General features: G+C 70.0%; 12 protein-coding genes. 8 read left to right on the forward strand and 4 right to left on the reverse strand.

Annotation, left to right across the window (positions count from 1 at the left end):
* Window positions 1-34: 34 nt before the first annotated feature.
* From ACWEOO_RS28110 to ACWEOO_RS28125, 4 genes are read left to right on the forward strand one after another with little or no spacing between them, the layout of a single operon-like run.
* Window positions 35-2,308, forward strand: a complete 2,274-nt coding sequence (locus tag ACWEOO_RS28110) for a glycosyltransferase family 2 protein (protein WP_452145572.1) — start codon at window positions 35-37, stop codon at window positions 2,306-2,308.
* Complete coding sequence (locus tag ACWEOO_RS28115; protein WP_452145573.1) at window positions 2,308-3,147, forward strand: hypothetical protein; 840 nt, start codon at window positions 2,308-2,310, stop codon at window positions 3,145-3,147. Before ACWEOO_RS28110 ends, ACWEOO_RS28115 begins: the two co-directional genes overlap by 1 nt.
* Complete coding sequence (locus ACWEOO_RS28120; protein ID WP_452145574.1) at window positions 3,140-4,804, forward strand: hypothetical protein; 1,665 nt, start codon at window positions 3,140-3,142, stop codon at window positions 4,802-4,804. The genes ACWEOO_RS28115 and ACWEOO_RS28120 overlap by 8 nt, the downstream gene beginning before the upstream one ends.
* Window positions 4,801-6,948: a glycosyltransferase family 2 protein gene (locus tag ACWEOO_RS28125; RefSeq protein WP_452145575.1), complete on the forward strand. Its 2,148-nt coding sequence runs from the start codon at window positions 4,801-4,803 to the stop codon at window positions 6,946-6,948. Before ACWEOO_RS28120 ends, ACWEOO_RS28125 begins: the two co-directional genes overlap by 4 nt.
* Before the next feature lie 6 nt (window positions 6,949-6,954).
* Here the strand turns inward: ACWEOO_RS28125 and ACWEOO_RS28130 are convergent, their stop codons facing one another.
* From ACWEOO_RS28130 to ACWEOO_RS28140, 3 genes are read right to left on the reverse strand one after another with little or no spacing between them, the layout of a single operon-like run.
* Window positions 6,955-8,454, reverse strand: a complete 1,500-nt coding sequence (locus ACWEOO_RS28130) for a class I SAM-dependent methyltransferase (protein WP_452145576.1) — start codon at window positions 8,452-8,454, stop codon at window positions 6,955-6,957.
* Window positions 8,454-9,506: a pseudaminic acid synthase gene (gene pseI, locus ACWEOO_RS28135; protein WP_452145577.1), complete on the reverse strand. Its 1,053-nt coding sequence runs from the start codon at window positions 9,504-9,506 to the stop codon at window positions 8,454-8,456. The genes ACWEOO_RS28130 and pseI overlap by 1 nt, the downstream gene beginning before the upstream one ends.
* Window positions 9,503-10,009, reverse strand: a complete 507-nt coding sequence (locus ACWEOO_RS28140) for a GNAT family N-acetyltransferase (protein ID WP_452145578.1) — start codon at window positions 10,007-10,009, stop codon at window positions 9,503-9,505. The genes pseI and ACWEOO_RS28140 overlap by 4 nt, the downstream gene beginning before the upstream one ends.
* 83 nt (window positions 10,010-10,092) lie before the next feature.
* Here ACWEOO_RS28140 and ACWEOO_RS28145 point away from each other — a divergent pair, with 83 nt between their 5' ends.
* The gene (locus tag ACWEOO_RS28145) at window positions 10,093-11,667 is read left to right on the forward strand and encodes a glycoside hydrolase family 10 protein (protein ID WP_452145579.1); all 1,575 of its coding nucleotides are present in this window, start codon (window positions 10,093-10,095) and stop codon (window positions 11,665-11,667) included.
* Window positions 11,668-11,672: 5 nt separating this feature from the next.
* On the opposite strand, the gene ACWEOO_RS28150 is transcribed toward ACWEOO_RS28145, so the two are convergent.
* Window positions 11,673-14,135, reverse strand: coding sequence for a hypothetical protein (locus ACWEOO_RS28150; protein ID WP_452145580.1), 2,463 nt, complete (start codon window positions 14,133-14,135; stop codon window positions 11,673-11,675).
* Between the two features lie 340 nt (window positions 14,136-14,475).
* Here ACWEOO_RS28150 and ACWEOO_RS28155 point away from each other — a divergent pair, with 340 nt between their 5' ends.
* From ACWEOO_RS28155 to ACWEOO_RS28165, 3 genes are read left to right on the forward strand one after another with little or no spacing between them, the layout of a single operon-like run.
* Window positions 14,476-14,691, forward strand: a complete 216-nt coding sequence (locus tag ACWEOO_RS28155) for an acyl carrier protein (protein ID WP_452145581.1) — start codon at window positions 14,476-14,478, stop codon at window positions 14,689-14,691.
* Window positions 14,688-15,929, forward strand: a complete 1,242-nt coding sequence (locus tag ACWEOO_RS28160; RefSeq protein ID WP_359941127.1) for a class I adenylate-forming enzyme family protein — start codon at window positions 14,688-14,690, stop codon at window positions 15,927-15,929. The genes ACWEOO_RS28155 and ACWEOO_RS28160 overlap by 4 nt, the downstream gene beginning before the upstream one ends.
* Window positions 15,922-16,668, forward strand: coding sequence for an SDR family NAD(P)-dependent oxidoreductase (locus ACWEOO_RS28165; RefSeq protein WP_452145582.1), 747 nt, complete (start codon window positions 15,922-15,924; stop codon window positions 16,666-16,668). The genes ACWEOO_RS28160 and ACWEOO_RS28165 overlap by 8 nt, the downstream gene beginning before the upstream one ends.
* Window positions 16,669-17,132: the final 464 nt, after the last annotated feature.

The raw sequence follows: 17,132 nt of genomic DNA on the forward strand, positions 1-17,132 counted from the left end.
TCTTCGTAGCGACCGCGAGGGAGGGCCCACCGGAGTGACGCCGCGGTTGAGCGTTGTGGTGCCCTTCTACGGCGTCGGCGAGTATCTCGGTGACTGCCTGGACTCGATCGCGCGGCAGGCGTGGGGCGATTTCGAGGCGATCCTCGTCGACGACGGCTCGCCCGACGACAGCGCCGTCGTCGCGAAGGAGTTCTGCACCCGGGACCCGCGGTTCCGGCTGATCCAGCAGGACAACGCCGGCCCCGGTCCGGCCCGGGACACCGGGATCCGCGAGGCCACCGGCGAGTACCTGGCGTTCGTCGACGGCGACGACCTGGTCTCGCGGTACGGCTTCGCCGCCCTGGTGCGGACCCTCGACCGCACCGGCTCGGACTTCGCCGGCGGCAACGCGCGGCGGTTCAGCAACAGCTTCGGGGTCCGGCCGTCGTGGCTGCACAAGCAGCCGTTCGCGCGGGTCCGGCACGCCACGCACGTCACCGAGTTCCCCGACCTGGTCCTCGACCGGATGCTCTGGAACAAGGTCTACCGGCGGTCGTTCTGGACCGAGCACGGCTACACGTTCCCCCCGATCCGGTACGAGGACTACCCGGTCGCGCTCGCGGCGCATCTGGACGCGGTGACCGTGGACACGATCACGCAGGCGGTCTACTACTGGCGCGAGCGGGAGTCGGGCGAGTCGATCACGCAGCAGAAGTTCCAGCTCGGCAACATCCGGGACCGGGTCACGTCGGCCGGGATGGTGATCGACCTGGTCGCGGACGCCGCGCCGGTGGTCCGCCGGCGGACGCACGCACACCTCGCGCAGATCGACGTCCTCACGCTGATGTCCGCGTTCGGCTCGGCCCCGTCCGAGGACGAGCAGGCGCTCGTCGACCTGTCCCGCGAGCTGCTCAGCCGGCTCGACGAGGACGTCCTGGCGGCCACCCACCGGTACGACCGGATCCAGCACGCGGCGCTCCGGTCCGGCGACGTCGAGCTGCTCCGGCGACTCGCCGTCTTCCGGAACTCGGGCGGCCTCCGCGGCGGGGCGCGCGCCGTACCGCGGGCCTGGCGGCTCGAATACAACTATCCGGGGCTCGGCGAGCCCGTCGTGCCCCAGGCGCTGTACAAGCTCCGCGAGCAGGACCTGACCCTCGCAACGAGCGTCCGCGAGGTCAGCTGGATCGACGGCAAGCTGTCGGTGAAGGGCACCGCAGAGATTCGCCACCTGGAGACGTTGCGTACGTCGACCCTCGAGATCGCACTCGCCGTCGGCAAGACGACATACCCGCTGGACGTACGGCGATATGCCGCGCTGGACCTGCACGGGGACCAGACGCTCGTCGGGTTCGAGGTGCTGCTGGACCAGGAGCTGCTCAGCCGGTGCACCGGCGCACCCGCGCACTTCGAGGTGCGGATGCGATCGGGACGGCGGGAGCGGAAGGGCATGCTCGGCGGTCAGGGCCCGGGGAGTCCCGGGTGGCCGCCCGGCGCCTGGATCGACCCGGCGAACTGGATCCAGCCCGGGCCGGGGACGCGCGGCTGGTTCTCGCTGCGGCGGCTGACGGATCCGTGCCGGCTGACCGCGGTCGAGCAGATCGGCGACGAGCTGGTGCTGCACGGCACAGCGTCGTTCGACGAGCCGGAGCTGTACCTGAGCCGGCCGGTCGTCGGCGGCGAGGAAGAGATCCCGTTGGAGATCGACGGGCGGGACTTCGTCGCGCGGGTGCCCTTCCGGGACATCCTCGCTGCGGCGAACCACGACGACCCCTTCGGCCAGCGCACGACCCGGGTGTTCCGCGTCCGCGGGCCCGAGGGCCAGCAGCGCGTGCTGCTGTGGACCGCGGGCGACGCGGCCGTGTCGTGCGTCGTGGACGATCGCGTGGTCACGCTGACCCGGTCGACCGGCGGTTACGTGAACCTGCACGAGGCGCCGATCCGGACGACCGCCGTGGCTGCTGTCGCCGACGGCAAGCAGTTGGTGGTGCGCGGTGCGGAGCGTGGTGATGTGACCTTCGCCTGGCGGCGGTACCTGGCCGATTCCGACGAGCATCTCGATGTCCCGTGCCGTCACACCCGCACCGCCGAGGGGTGGTCCGCGGCGGTCGACGTCGACGCGCTGATCCCGGTGACCGCGGTGCAGGTCTCGGTCGATCCGCTCGCCGCGCTGGCCGACTGGATCCTGTTCGCAACCGCTCCCGACGGTACGGCGCACGCCGTCCAGTGCGAGCCGTTCCTGTGCAGCCGGTTGCCCTTGGCAATCACGCACGGGACGCACGCGCTCGCCGTCCGACCCCATGCCGGCACTCTGCACGTCGAGGTGCGCTGATGCATCACCACAACCATTACTACGGCCAGACGCACATCCTGTCGCGGTACGCCGGGTTCGACTTCGACCACCCGCCGCGGCTGCGGGGGTACCTGCAGCACGGGTGGAACATCGGCTGCGGGTGGAACCCGGTGCACGAGTTCTACGACGGCGCCTGGCGGTTCACCTGGAGCGACGCGCCGAAGCGCCGCGGGCACGCGCTCGGCCGGCGGAACTACCACAGCATCGGCGCCCCGTTCCTGTACCTGACGGAGCTCGAGCCGGAGCCCGCTGTGTCGGACCAAGATGGGCCGGTCGAGCGCGAAGGCACGCTGTGGTTCCTCTTCCACGGGTGGGAGGGCGGCAAGATCCACGGCGACCACCAGCGGCTGATCGACGAGATCCGCGAGACCGAGCCCGGCCCGGTGACGTTCAGCCTGTACTACACCGAGTACGACCGGCCCGAGGTGCGCGGGTTCTACGAGGACGCGGGCTTCCGGGTGGTCTCGTTCGGGCGCCGCGGGTTCTCGTACGAGGGGACCGATCGGCGGTTCCTGTTCAAGCAGCTCGCCGAGCTGCGCAAGCACAAGCGGGTGGCCGCGAACCGGCTGTCGACGGCGATCTTCTACGGCGTCGCCGCCGGCTGCGAACCGGCGGTGTACGGCGACCCGATGGAGATGGACGGCGAGAACCCGTTGTTCGGCGGTCAGGGCCGGATCGAGCGGCTCTGGCCGGAAATGCTCGGAAAGACCGTCGACCTCGAAGCCGCCCGGGCCACCACCGACGTGGAACTCGGCAAGCCCTGGATGATGCCGGCCGCGGAACTGCGGAGCCTGTTCGATTGGAGAGAGCGTGTCTGAGGTTCAGGTGGTCCGCGGTGAGATGCAGCCGTGGACCGATCACACGACGCCGCGGCCGGCGCTCGCCGCGCTGCTCACCGACGTCGTCCCCGCCAACCGGCGGACGCTGATCCTCGGGCCGCACGCTCCGCAGCTGATCGAGTCGGTGCTCGCGCATTCCGCGGACGTGTCGATCCTGGTCCGCTCGGTCGCCGACGCGCAGCAGCTGGGCGAGGACTTCGGCCCGTGCCTGCAGGTGATCGCGGGCGCGCTGGACGGGCTCCAGGCCGAGCCGTACGACGTGATCATCGCGTCGGACGGTCTCGACCGGGTGCTGGGGTACGACAGCGCCGATCTGTCCTGGACCGCACGTCTGGAGGCGGTGCGCGCGCTGGCCGGTCCGGGCGCGGTCGTCGTCCTCGGGCTGGAAAACGAGTTCTCGCTGGTCAACCTGCTGGACAGCAGGCCCGCGCACGAGCGCCACGGCGACGACGAGTGGCGCCCGCTCCACGACGACCCGACCCGGCCGGTCTCCGTCGACCAGTTCCGGGCCGCGCTCCCGTGGACCGCCGAGGTGTACGCCGACTTCGCGTCACGCACCTTCGTCCGCGCCGATGTCGCCGCCGCGTCCCGCCCGGGCGAGCTACCCACCCGGTTGGCGGTCGCCGCGCTGGAAACGATCGACGTGCCGCTCCTGTCTCCCGCCCACGAAGGCATCGACACCGCCGCCCGCGCGGGGCTCCTCCCGGCCGTCCCCACCGGCTGGCTGGCTGTCGTAGGCGTCCAGCCCCCGCACGACGTCTACGCTCAAACCGCCGACGCCGTCCTGACCGCCGGCCAGACCCTGACAGGCTGGGACATCGCCCTGACCGGCGATCCCGATCCGGCGGCGGAGCTCCTGTCCTTCGACCCTGCGGTCGTGCCTGCGACGGTGCCCGCGGGGGTGTCGGTCGAGAGTGTGTTGTTCCGGCTCGCGGCCGCGGAGGATGTGCCGGCGTTCCGGAAGCTGGCGGCGGAGCTCGGCGACTGGGTGACTGCCTCGCGGGTGATCGTGCGGTGGGACGACGTGATCTACGACGGCGAGTCCTTCGCTCACGGTGTTTCGGGGTGGGTGACCGAGGAAGCCGTGGAGAAGGAGGATCTTCTCGCAGCAGCTTGGGTGCGGTTCCACGAGCGGTTGGTCGGACAGCATCGGCGGCATCCGTGGCCGCCGTGGATGATCGGCGACGACCTCGTCTCCGCCTGGCTCGGCATGTCCGGTGTCGAGCCGCCCGAGCCGACGCAGGCCACGTCTCCCGACACGGTTGCCGCCACCACCGAACAAGTTGCTCACGGCAAAGAGCTGGCCGACGCTCTGGCCGTCGTACTGGGGAAACCTGCCACCGTCGACGTGCGCACCAGCCTCGCCGAGGCCGAGGACGCCAAGCAGGAGCTGTTCGAGCTGAAGGGGCACGTCTACGGTCTGGAGCGCACCCTCGGCTTCCGCAACAAGGCGATGAAGACCCGTGAGAACCGCATTCGCGAGCTCCGCGGTCAGCTCCAGCGGCTGACCACGGCCCACGACCGGATCCGCGGATCCCGCACGTACGCCGTCTCGCGGGTGATCTTCCACGCGGCCCAGGTCCGCAAGCCGAAGGTCGTCGCCCGCAAGCTCGCTCGCCGGATCCGGAAGCGGTGAAGCGGCCGCGCCTGAGCGTGGTAGTGCCGTTCTACAACGTGGGGGCTTACATCGGGGACTGCCTGGACTCGATCGCGCGGCAGACCTTCGGCGACTTCGAGGCGATCCTGGTCGACGACGGGTCACCGGACGACAGCGCCGTGATCGCCAAGGAGTTCTGCGTCGACGACTCCCGGTTCCGGATCGTCGAGCAGCAGAACGCCGGCCTCGGACCGGCGCGCAACACCGGCGTCGAGCATGCCACGGGGGAGTACGTCACGTTCGTCGACAGCGACGACCTGGTCACCCGGCACGGCTACGGGATGCTGATCCGCGTGCTCGACCGGACCGGCTCGGATTTCGCCGGCGGCAATGCGCGACGGTTCAACAACAGTTACGGCGTACGGCCGTCGTGGCTGCACGCGCAGGCGTTCACGGCCGACCGCCTGGCCACGCACGTCTCCGAGACGCCGCAGCTGGTGCTGGACCGGATGGTGTGGAACAAGGTGTACCGGCGGTCGTTCTGGGACGAGTACGGCTACCGCTTCCCGGCGATCCGGTACGAGGACTATCCGGTGACGCTCAAGGCGCACCTCGACGCGGTCACCGTCGACACGCTCGCGGCGCCGGTGTACTTCTGGCGCGAGCGCGAGTCCGGCGACTCGATCACGCAGCAGAAGTTCCAGCTCGCGAACATCCGCGACCGGGTGGTCTCGGCCGGCCTGGTGCTGGATGAGGTCGAGGACGCGCAGCCGGAGATCCGGCGGCGGGTGCACGCGCACTTCCGGCAGATCGACCTGCATGCGATCCTCTCGGCCTTCGGTACGGTCCCGGCGGAGGAGGAGCAGCACCTGGTCGAGCTCACCACCGAGCTTCTCGACCGGCTGGACGCGGACGTGCTGGTGAACTCGCCCCGCGTCGCGCAGCTCCAGTTCGACGCGTTGCGCGCCGGGGACCTCGGGCTGCTGCGCAAGGTCGCGCTCGACCCGGACACGGCGCAGGACCACTTGCAGCTCGCGAGGACCGACCTGACGATGGCGACCGGGGTGCGCGAGGTGACCTGGATCGACGGCGACCTCTCGATCAGCGGCACCGCCGAGATCCGGCACCTCCAGTCGAAGCCGTCGAGCCTCCGGATCGCCCTGGTGATCGCCGGCCGCAGCCACCGGCTCCCGGTCCGGCGCTACCCGGCGACGGACCTTCGCGGCGCGGAAAGCCTGGTGGGGTTCGAGGTTCGCGTCAGCCGGGAGCTGCTGGCCAGGTGTACCGCAGGCCCGTCGCACTTCGACGTCCGGCTGCGGGCCGGCGGGATCCGCCGGCGGGACCTGCTGCGCGGGCAGAAGGCCGGCAGTCCGGGGTGGCCGCCGGGCGCGTGGATCGACGCGACGAACTGGATCCAGCCCGGTCCGGGCAAGGACGGGGCGTTCGCGCTCCGGCGGCTGGCGGATCCGTGCCGGTTGACGTCGGTCGAGCAGACACCGGACGCGCTGATCCTGCACGGCCGGTCGGCATTCGACGAGCCGTCGTTGTTCGTCAGCCGGCCGCTGTCGGGTGGCGAGGAGGAGTTGCCGCTCGAGGTGCACGGCCGGGACTTCACCGCGCGGTTGCCGATCGGGCCGATCCTCGCCGAGGTCAACCCGGACGACCCGTTCAGTCAGCGGACGACGCGCGCGTTCCGAGTCCGCGGGCCGCATGGACGCGAGCAGGTGCTGCTCTGGACAGCGGGCGACCGGCTGGTGTCGCATGCCGAGGGCGGTCGCGCGGTGATGCTGACCCGGTCGACCGGCGGGTACGTGAACCTGCACGAGTCGCCGATCCGGATGACCGCCACCGCCGCGGTTGCCGCAGGCACCATGTTGGTGGTGCGCGGACCGGACTGGGGCGACGTCGACTTCAGCTGGCGACGGTACCTGCCGGACTCCGACGACCACGTCGACGTCCCGTGCCGGCGGACGGTGTCCGACGACGGCTGGGCTGCCGTGGTGGAGATGGCTGCCCTGGAGCCGGCCGAGTGGATCCTCTTCGCCACCCTCCCCGACGACACCGCCCACGCCGTCCAGTGCGAGCCGTTCCTGTCCAGCCGCCTCCCCCTCACCATCAACCGCTCCCCCCGAACCCTCGCCGTCCGCCCCCAAGCCGGCACCCTCCACCTCGAGGTCACGTAGCCGGAACTACCGGCGCGCCACCATCAGTTGGTGGGTGACGGGCCAGTCGACGGGATCGCCGGTGGGGGTCGTGATGGTGGCGACGGGGGCGATGCGGTTCTCGATCACCCAGTCGTTGCGCCAGGCGTTCGAGGCGGGGTCGATGGTGAAGCCGGCGCGTTCGGCGATCGCGGACCAGCCGGCGAAGGTCAGGCCGCAGAACTGTTCGTGGGTCTCGCTCAGCCAGTTGTCGACGTAGTCCTTGCGGGTCAGGAAGTCCATCGCGTCCGCGAGCCGCAGCACCAGCCCGTCGGCGCGGACGTCGTACGCGAACGGGACGCGGGCGTTCCGCCGGAAGTCGTGGGCGAACTGGAAGAACCTCGCCCGCGTCGACAGCCTCCCGACGTACGCCGCGGGGTCGGCGAGTGCCTCGAGCTCCGCGACGCCGTCCGGGTTCTCGCCGTCGCTGTCGTCAAGCCGTAGAACGACGGGACGCTCCGGCTCGTCGGGGCCGCAGACGTCGGAGTTGATCCAGACGCCGTCCGGGGCGGTATGCGCGAACAGCGCGTCGGCGAACCGCTGGACCGTGTCAGGCCGCGACCCATCGGCGTACGACCAGATCTCGTGGGTGAGCGCGAGCGTCAGCGTGGTGTCGATCGAGCGCGGCGGACTCCACCCATTTCTTCCGGCCGCGGAGCCGAGCATGTTGCGCTGGTAGAAGTAGACGTTCGGGTTGCTGAAGAGGCCCTGCTCCTTCTTGTGCTCGCACTCGGCGAACAGGTGCCGCGCGACCTCGACGCCGATCAGGTCCGACTCGTGGAAGCGCGGGTCGCGGTCGGCGAGCTGCAGCGTCGCGCCGGTCGCGCAGCCGATGTCGAGGATCCGGCCGGGACGCACGAAGTCCTTGATCTGCAGCCATTTCCGCTCGGCCGCGGTCTCGAACGCGTCGGCGTACGTCTTGTAGTCGCGGGTCGTGGTGAGGCCGCCGTCGTCGCCGACCACCGGGTCGTTCACGCAGCGGGCGATGTGTGCGTCCAGGGCGTACCGCTCGAACACGTCCACGGTCGCCGGATGCGCGAACTCCTTCCACTGCTCGTCGCCCGCGGCGATCATCAGCAGCACGTCCCACGGCCGCGCCGTACCGTCGGGCTCGACGTCGATCACGGAGTACCCGAGCTGCTCGTACAGCTTGCTGACCGCGGGCGTCGAACAGGCCACCAGCGTGTTCTCCGGCGTCAGCCGCACGAGATCGTCGGTGCCGGCCTCGATCGCCTTCACCGTGACCTCGGCGAACTCGCCCGTCGGCGGGGTGTCCACCACCCCGACCACCAGCGAGCGGATCCCCTCCGCCACGCTGAACCGCTCGATCGCCGCTTCCCGCCGATCGAACGCCACCGGGTTCCGCTTGGTCGTGCGGTGATTGGCCGACGTCACGGCCCAGACCACGGTCCGGTCCGCGTGCCCGCGCAGGAACTCGGCCTGGAAACGCGTCAGGACATGGTGCCGCCCGGGGAACAGCAGATACATCAGAGCAGGTCCCAGGTGAGCGGAGTGCCGGCCTTGGCGTCGGTGCGGAACGGGCGGCCCTCGACCTGGGTGAAGAGGTCCGGGGCCAGGCCGCCGGCGGGCCGGATCGAGCGGACGTTCTCGAACGTGATCAGGTCGCCGGCCCGGACGTCCTGGGTGACGAAGAGCGAGCGTCGGAAGCGGAGGACGTTCTGCTCGGCCTGCTTCGGGCCGATGACGGGCTCACCGAGCGACAGTTGCGCGACCCGGGTGCTCTCGACGAGCAGCTCGAGCTCCCACGGCTCCAGCGAGAACGCGGAGTCCACACCGCCGTCGACGCGCTTCAGCGTCACGTGCTTCTCGATCACGGTCGCGCCGAGTGCGACCGCGGCCACCGCTGCGCCGATGCCCATCGTGTGGTCGGAGAGACCGACCTGTACGCCGAGGGCGTCGCGCAGGACCGGGATGCCGCGCAGGTTCGACTGCTCTGGCGGCGCCGGGTAGCTCGCCGTACAGGACAGCACGATGATCTGCTCGTTTCCTGTCGACCGCGCGGCCCGGACGGCGGCGTCGATGTCGGTGAGCGTCGCGGAGCCGGTGGAGATGATGATCGGCTTGCCGGTCTCCGCCATCCCGCGGACCAGCGGCAGGTCGCCGATCTCGTTCGAGGCGACCTTGTACGCCGGGACGTCGAGCTTCTCCAGGAAGTCGATCGCGGTGCTGTCGAACGCGGACGAGAACGCGACCAGCCCGAGCGACGTCGCCAGCTCGAAGATCGGCTCGTGCCACGCCCACGGCGTGTGCGCCTCCTCGTACAGGTCGTACAGCCGCGCCTCGCTCCACAGTTCATGCTCCGCCGGCAGCCGGAAGGCCGGCAGGTCGAGGTCGAGTGTCATCGTGTCCGCGGTGTACGTCTGCAGCTTGAGCGCCTGTGCACCGGAGTCGGCGACCGCGCGGACGATGTCCAGCGCCCGCTCCAGGTCGCCGTTGTGGTTCCCGGACATCTCCGCGATCACGAACGGCTGGTGATCGGGCCCGACCGCGACGCCGCCGATCTCGATGGTGGTGCTCATGACTTCCCCTTGCGTCGATCCTGTTCACGCAGGCTGATCGGAATCACCCTGATCTCGCGCCCGTCGGCGTACCGCGTCTGCGGCGTACCTTCGACGAACCGGAACCGCCGGTTCATCTGCCGGACCACCGTGTTGTGCTCGAGCACCTCTCCGGTCAGCACCTCGAGACCGAGGTCGTCGAACGCGTACGCCGTGGCCTCGCGCATGACCTCGATCCAGGCCGGCAGTGTCTCGCCCCGCTCGGCGAGACCGTCCGCGTCCAGGAAGAACCCCCAGGCGCCGGACGGGCCGTCGAGATCGAAGAAGTTGACGACCCCGGCGGTCGTGCCGTCCCGGGTGTAGATCAGCACCCGCCGCGATCTGTCCGCGGACGCCTTCGCCCACCAGGCCGCGTGCTCGTCCGCGGTGATCTCGTGTGCGGTGATGCTGACGTCACGGTTCGCCTGCTGATTGCGCAGTCGCCGGATCGTGTCGACATCGTCCTCGGTCGCGGCGCGCAGCATGGTCCTAACCTAGCGTCTTCCCGGAAGGCCGCTGATGTGTAAACATCTTTCCACTTCACCGGAAAGAATAGTCGGAGAGTGACATGAGAGTCTGGCGAGTGATGGGCGTTCTCGGCGTGACGGCGGGACTGATGCTGAGCGGTCTGACGGGTACGGCGTCGGCCGTGGAGACGGACGGGCAGCAGACGTGTGCGCCGAACGCGTCCACCCCGCTCCGGCAGTTCCGGGCGAGCTGGGTCGCGTCGGTGGTGAACATCGACTGGCCGTCGAAGACCGGGCTGACCGCCGCGCAGCAGCAGGCCGAGCTGATCGGCTGGCTCGACGACGCGGTCCGGCAGAACCACAACGCGGTCATCCTGCAGGTCCGCCCGACGGCGGACGCGTTCTGGCCGTCCAAGGTGGAGCCCTGGTCGAAGTATCTGACCGGCGTGCAGGGCGGCGACCCCGGCTACGACCCGCTGGCCTTCGCGGTCGCCGAGGCCCACAAGCGGAACCTCGAGCTGCACGCGTGGTTCAACCCGTACCGGCTGTCGATGGACACCAACATCAACGGCCTGCTGCCGACCCACCCGGCGCGGCAGCACCCGGACTGGGTGGTCTCGTACGGCGGGAAGCTCTACTACAACCCCGGCATCCCCGCGGCCCGGAAGCTGGTCGAGGACGCGATCATGGACGCGGTCTCGAACTACGCCATCGACGGCGTGCACTTCGACGACTACTTCTACCCGTACCCGGTGGCCGGCCAGGTCTTCAACGACGCCGCGACGTACGCGCAGTACGGCGCCGGCTTCTCGAACATCGCCGACTGGCGGCGGAACAACATCGACCTGCTGATCCAGGAGCTCGGCCAGAAGATGCACGCGGCCAAGCCGTGGATCAAGTTCGGCATCTCGCCGTTCGCCGTCTGGCGGAACAAGGCCACCGACCCGGAGGGCACCGACACCACGGCCGGCGTGCAGACGTACGACGACCTGGCCGCGGACACCCGCAAGTGGGTCCGCGAGGAGTGGATCGACTACATCGTCCCGCAGGTGTACTGGGCCGGCGGGTTCGCGCCCGCGGACTACAACAAGATCGTGCCGTGGTGGGCCGAGCAGGTCCGCGGGACGCACGTCCACCTCTACATCGGCGAGGCGACCTACAAGGTCGGTACGTCGACGCAGTCGCCGGACTGGTCGGACCCGAAGGAGCTGAGCGACCACCTGGCCTTCGACAGCACGATCCCCGAGGTGAAGGGCAACATCTTCTTCTCCGCGAAGGACGTCCGCGCGGACCGGCTCGGTGCGACCACGCTGCTCAACAACACCTGGTACACGCGGCCGGCGCTGATCCCCGCGATGCCGGCCCTCGACGCGCGGGCGCCGCTGCCCGTGCACGCGGTCCACGCGGCGCGCACGGGTGACGGCGTCCAGCTGCAGTGGTCCAGGACGTCGAACGACACCACGTCGTACGCGATCTACCGCCGGGAGCTCCGCGGCGGCGACCACTGCCCCGACAACGACGCGCGCAACCTGATCGCCACGGTCCGCTCGACGGGCGCCGCTCAGTCGTACGTCGACACCACCGCGACGCCGGGCACCGCGTACATCTACTCGGTGACCGCGCTCGACCGGCTCGCCAACCAGAGCATCGCGATCCCGGCAGTCACCGTCCGCTGAGCCGGCTACGGGCTGGTCGTCGGTCCCGGCGTGGTCGTGAACTGCGCCGGGACCGGGGTAGTCGTGACCTGCGTCGGGACCGGAGTGGTCGGAAAGCTGCCGGTGGTCGGCAGCGGGCCGGTCGGGAACGGCTGCGTCGGCTGCGTCTGACCGACTGACGGAGGCTCGGTCGGCACCCCTGGAGACTGCGAGCCGGTCGGGAAGCTCGGCGTCCTGGTCGGCAAGCTCGAGGTGTTCGTCGGGCTCGTCGTCGGCGACGGGGTCTTCGTGGGGAACGGGGTCTCGGACGGCGGCGGGAAGACCTGGTAGACCCGGACGGTGCCCTGTTGGAACCGGAGCTCGGTCAGCTTGTCCAGGTTCTTCGGCGCCGCGCCGACCCGCTCGTCGAGCAGCAGCCAGTGCACGCCGTACTTCGTGCGCAGCGTCTCGATCACCTGGCGGCTCGGGTTGCTGAACACCTCGTCGTTCAACCGCAGTTGTTCCTGGTCCCAGTACGGTCCTTGCACGCCCGCGGGGTAGGTGTCGTCGACCCGCGTCCGGTACGCCCAGCCTTCGACGAGCACGCGGCGCTCGGCGTACCCGGCGATCCAGTACGACCCTGTCCCGCAGTGCGAGGCCCGCGGCTGGTGGCAGTGCAGGTTCGTCGCGATCCGGTCGTTCGAGCCGGAGTTCCGCCGGATGAACTGCGCCGCCTCGATCCCGCCGGGGGCGATCGACTCGTACGACGTCAGCGGTGGTTCCGCGAACCGCCGGACGGACGCGACCGTCGGCGACACCGTCGTCCCGACGAGAACCGCGACCGCGATCACCGCCCAGGTCCGCCGGGAGCCGCGCAGGATCAGCCCGAACACGCCGATCCCGAGCACCGCGATCACCAGCGCGACGGCGAGGCTCTGCCCGAAGCAGTCGGCCGTCGTGCACGACCTCGGCGACCGCTCGCGGCCCCAGTAGATCGCCGCGGCTCCGATCAGCAGCGCGACCCCGGCGATCCAGAACTGCCGGCCCTCGAGCGATCCCAGTCCCCAGGTCGCCAGCAGGACGCCGAACACGAACCCGGTCCGCACGAAGAACAGTTGGGTCTCCCCACGATCTGCCAGCAGCGACGCGCCCAGCACTGCCGCCGCGAATCCGGCCACCAGGAAGACCGGCATCGGGTCCCGGGTCACCCGCCGCCTGATCAGCAGCGCGCCGGCCAGCGGCATGACCCACCCGATCACGATCACTACCGCGATGATCGGGACCGCGGAGCCGCCGCCCATCCGGTCCGCGAGGCTCTCGAAGGTCGCCCCCGGATCGAACCGCACGCTCGACGCGGCACCCTGCAGGACCAGGAAGAACGTCGCCGTGTACGCCGCCGCGACGCCGACCCCGAGCACCAGCGCGCGCAGGTTCACCCGCCCGGCCCGCACCGTCAGGTAGATCCAGGCGACCGCGAGCCCGGCCGCGTAGACAGGCAGCGTCGTCGCCTTCGTCAACGCCAGCGCGGCGATCAGCACGCCGGCCGCGACGAACAGCCGGAACAACTGACCGCGCGTCGTCCCCGGCCGTCGCCGGAGCAGCAGCGTCGTCACCGCGATCAACGGCAGCAACAGCACCGTCGAGAACGCCTGCGGCGGATTGGTCAGCTCGCCCAGCGAGAACGGACCGTCCGCAAACACCCGGTCCGACACCGTCCACGGCCACGCGACCAGATCGCCGCCGGCCACCACGAGCCCGGCCGCGATCGGAGCGGCGACCGCTCGCCCGGTCAGCAGCATCCCGACCGCGGCCGCGCCCAGCACGGTCAGCAGGATCCAGGCGAACGGCACCATCCGGTGCGTCAGCACGTCGAGCGGCACGCTGGTGATCCAGTGCACGGACGCGATGTGGTCGTACGCCGCCCAGTGGCTCGTCAGCCACCCGCCGTCGGCGTACGGGACCCGCGGCGGGAAGTGGTGCGTGACCTCACCGGCCAGCGCGAGGTTGTGCGGAGCGTCCGAGTCCGGCCGCAGCGCCTGTGCGCCGTTCAGCGGGATGAGTTGCGAGCCGGCCCGCACGAACCACGCGGCCGCGACGCCGACCGCGACCATCATCCCGGCCATCGACCACCAGGGCGTCGGCCGTTCGGGCAGCGTGCGGCGGGGCAGCGCGCGCCACATCCCGAATGCCAGCGCCGGCATCAGCAACGCCGCGAACGGCATCGCGAACAGCATCCCGATCGGATAGAGCAGCGCCTCGACGGCCAGCCCGAACGCCGTACCGAGGATCACGTCCGCGGACAGCCAGCCGACGCCGCCGGTCAGCCTCCGCCAGAACATCGTGCCCGGGACGACGACCACGACCAGCAGATAGGCGAGGTAGGCGGCCGGCATCCACGGCGGGTGCTCCTGCAGCGCCACGAACCATGCCAGTGGGAGCACGGGCAGACTCGCCGCCGCCGCGGTCCGTATGCCCCGTCCGGTCGCACGCCGCCGGCCCGCTCTGATCATCTGAGTCCTTCGAACTTGTCGGTTGGATCGGATAGTCTTTGTCACTGGTTGTGATAGCCAAACAACCAGCAGTTGCAGGACCGGACAACCGCGGCCGGGCGGGCCGTGGCAGTGCGGGGAGCCTTCTTGCGCAGTAGGGCACGGCTGTGAACCGCGAACCTCAACCCGCAAGGGTTGGAATCCCCGCCTTCGGGCGGTGGAGGACGTCAACGGCAAAGTGTATGAGTCACCGAAGTCACGGTGTGTGGGGACTCTACGGAGCACGCGTGGAGTCCCCAAGCCTCGAACGCTAGGCTTCGGGACTATGAGTTCGGTGGATCGGAGTCGGGTCAGGGAGTTGATGGGTGAGGTGATGACGGCACAAGGCCGGGCATTACCGGCCGACGACATGGCGGACCTGCGCGAGATCGGGTTCCGGTCGCTGGACTTCTCCGAGCTGGCCCTCCGGGTGGAGGACGAGCTCGGCGACGAGCTGAACTTCGATGCCCCTGGGCTGCGCCGGATCGCGACGGTCGGCGACGTACTGGACTTCATCGAGCAACTCCAGTCGGCGTGAGCAGCCGGCGCCGCACCACCGCGCTGATCGGCGACGACAACACCGTGGTCGTCGCGGGCAAGCGCCTGACCTGGCGGACGCTACACAAACTGCCGCAGCTGCCGTCGCCCGCGGCCGTTCTGGTGGACAACGGCGCCGACGCGCTCGCGGCCCTGCGCCACCACGCCGTGCACGGCACCGAGCTGCTGGTCGCCACCGAGTCGCGCGTTGACGAGCGCATGCGCGAGGAGCTGGGCGAGTCCGGGTTCGCGGTCGTCCTGCCCGATGGGGCAGTCACACCCGCCAGACTGAAGCGCGTCGAGGAGTCCGGGCGGGCCTGGCTGCTCACTTCAGGCTCCACCGGCCGTCCGAAGCGCATCGGCCACACACTCGAGTCGCTGACCACGGTCACCGCTGACCAGCCGCCGCGGACCTGGCTCCTGCCGTACTCGCCCGGGACGTACGCCTGGTGGCAGGTCGTCACGCTCTCGCTGACTCAGGCCGACCAGGGCCTGGTCGTGATCGAGCCGCACGAGCTGGAGAACTGGCCGGCGATCGCCGCCGAACACGGCGTCACGGCCGCCTCGGGTACGCCGACCTTCTGGCGGCAGGCGATCTACCGGGACGCCGACGCGCTCGCCGGCGTACCGCTGGAGCAGATCACGCTCGGCGGCGAACCGGTCGACCAGGCAATCCTCGATCAGCTCCGGGAGCTCTTCCCGGCCACCCGGATCTCGTGGATCTACGCGTCCTCGGAGGTCGGCGCCTCGATCGTGGTGCACGACGGTAAGGCCGGATTCCCCAGGTCCTGGCTGGACCGCGACCCGCACCCGGAGCGCCCGGTGGTCAGCGTCGACGGCGACGAGCTCGTCATCCGCTCACCGCACCACGGCGCCGGCCTGGTCGGGGCGGTCCGCACCGGCGACCGGGTCGAGTTCGACGGCGACCGGGTGCTGATCACCGGCCGCCTGGACACCGACGAGATCAACGTCGGCGGGTCGAAGGTGTCGGCGGGCGTCGTCCGCAACGTCCTGATGGGCCATCCGGGCGTGTCCTGGGCGCGGGTGTTCGCGCGCAAGGCCCCGCTGGTCGGCCGGATGGTCGCGGCCGAGGTCGTCCCGAACCGGTCCCTCGGCCCGATCACCGACGCCGACCTGGTGCAGTGGTGTTCGACCCGGTTGCCGGACTACGGCGTACCGCGGCGGATCAGGTTCCTCGACGAGATCCCGCAGAAGGAAACCCTGAAGAGCGATGTCTGACGTCACCACAGTCCCGCCGGCCTCGGTCGTGCTCGTGTCGGGCGGTTCCCGCGGCCTCGGCCTGGCGATCGTCACCGATCTGCTCGCGGCCGGTCTGAAGGTCGCCGCGTTCGCCCGGACGGTCACGCCCGAGCTGACCGCGCTCGGCGAGAAGTACCCCGAGCACCTGTACTACGGATCCGTCGACATCAACGACACCGCGGCCGGGCAGGCGTTCGTTCGCGAGGTCGAGAATGCCCTGGGGCCGGTCGATGCCTTGGTCAACAATGCGGCGATCGGCCAGGACTCGTTGCACGTCCACACGTCCGCGGAGCACCTGGCCGAGATCATCCAGACGAACCTGACCGCACCGCTGGTCCTGACCCGCTTCGTCCTGCGCCGGATGCTCGCGAAGGGTCTGAAGGGCCGGATCGTCAACATCACCTCGATCTGCGCGCAACGCGGCTACCCCGGCCTGGTCGCCTACTCGGCCACCAAGGGCGGGATGGACGCGGCGACCCGGTCACTGGCCCGTGAACTCGGTGGCCGCATCCTCGCCAATGCGATCGCCCCGGGGTTCTTCGCCTCGGAGATGTCGGCCGTCCTCGGCCAGACCCAACTCGACCAGATCGTCCGCCGAACCCCGACCGGCCACCTGACCGAGCCGGAGGACGTCCTCCCGCTGGTCCGCATGCTCCTACTCGACAACACCAACATCAACGGCCAGGTCCTGGTCGTGGACGGCGCCGCCTCGATCTAGGGCTCGCAGGTCGCTCAGAAATCCTCGTTGGAAAACCAAGGAAAGAGATAAAGACAGCGGTCTATTCAGAAGTCTCGAGTAGGCCTTGCAGGAAAGAGATTCAAGAAAGAAAGCGATTCAGAATGGTGGCCGGCTTCGGCGGTCAGCCGTCGGTTTGTTCTGCGCGACGTCAGCGCTGGTGCTGATGTACCTGCGGCAGAACGTCGGTCAGACGGGACGCGTGGACATCGACGGCGCCAGCCGGCCGACCGTGTCGCGGATCTACCGCTCGATCATGCCGGGCAGAAGAGTTGGAGTTCCACACGTCAACTCTTGACCCAGGTAGGTCGATCCACTCGACCCCTGCACTCGGATTAAAGCCGCGCCGGGCACCGCGCGAAGGGTATACAAAGCATGGGCCAGCCGTCGGAGGCGGCTGGAAGCATTCACCCGCTCCCGGCCTACCGCAGCACAACAGCCTCCTG

The organism is Kribbella sp. NPDC004138, from assembly GCF_053603655.1.